Below are 1,172 nucleotides of genomic sequence, written 5' to 3'. Positions count from 1 at the left end.
CGGTGAACGGATTTTCCTATTCACCAGCCTAACTGCTTACACGCACATATCCAGCAGTGCGCTTACCCTATCCTCCTGCGTCCCCCCATCACTCAAACGATAAAGAGGTGGTACAGGAATATCAACCTGTTGTCCATCGCCTACGCCTTTCGGCCTCGGCTTAGGTCCCGACTAACCCTGAGCGGACGAGCCTTCCTCAGGAAACCTTAGGCATTCGGTGGATGAGATTCTCACTCATCTTTCGCTACTCATACCGGCATTCTCACTTCTAAGCGCTCCACCAGTCCTTACGGTCTAGCTTCAACGCCCTTAGAACGCTCTCCTACCACTGACATCTAAGATGTCAATCCACAGCTTCGGTGATACGTTTAGCCCCGGTACATTTTCGGCGCAGAGTCACTCGACCAGTGAGCTATTACGCACTCTTTAAATGGTGGCTGCTTCTAAGCCAACATCCTGGTTGTCTAAGCAACTCCACATCCTTTTCCACTTAACGTATACTTTGGGACCTTAGCTGGTGGTCTGGGCTGTTTCCCTTTTGACTACGGATCTTATCACTCGCAGTCTGACTCCCACGGATAAGTCTTTGGCATTCGGAGTTTGTCTGAATTCGGTAACCCGATGAGGGCCCCTAGTCCAAACAGTGCTCTACCTCCAAGACTCTTACTACGTGAGGCTAGCCCTAAAGCTATTTCGGAGAGAACCAGCTATCTCCAAGTTCGATTGGAATTTCTCCGCTACCCACACCTCATCCCCGCACTTTTCAACGTGCGTGGGTTCGGGCCTCCATCCAGTGTTACCTGGACTTCACCCTGGACATGGGTAGATCACCTGGTTTCGGGTCTACGACCACATACTCATTCGCCCTATTCAGACTCGCTTTCGCTGCGGCTCCGTCTCTTCAACTTAACCTTGCATGTAATCGTAACTCGCCGGTTCATTCTACAAAAGGCACGCTATCACCCATTAACGGGCTCTAACTACTTGTAGGCACACGGTTTCAGGAACTATTTCACTCCCCTTCCGGGGTGCTTTTCACCTTTCCCTCACGGTACTGGTTCACTATCGGTCACTAGGGAGTATTTAGCCTTGGGAGATGGTCCTCCCTGCTTCCGACCGGATTTCACGTGTCCGGCCGTACTCAGGATCCACTCAGGAGGGAACGAAGTTTC

Annotated in this window: 1 rRNA gene; it reads right to left on the bottom strand. The window is 51.4% G+C overall.

Features of this window, described 5'->3' with window-relative positions:
* Positions 1-1,172: ribosomal RNA gene (locus tag JOC76_RS29715) — 23S ribosomal RNA — on the bottom strand; the annotation flags it as partial.

This window comes from Neobacillus cucumis (assembly GCF_016908975.1).
GTDB classification, from domain to species: domain Bacteria; phylum Bacillota; class Bacilli; order Bacillales; family Cytobacillaceae; genus Neobacillus; species Neobacillus cucumis.
Note: the sequence above shows the minus strand (reverse complement) of the source record. Positions and strands in the feature narration are given on the sequence as shown.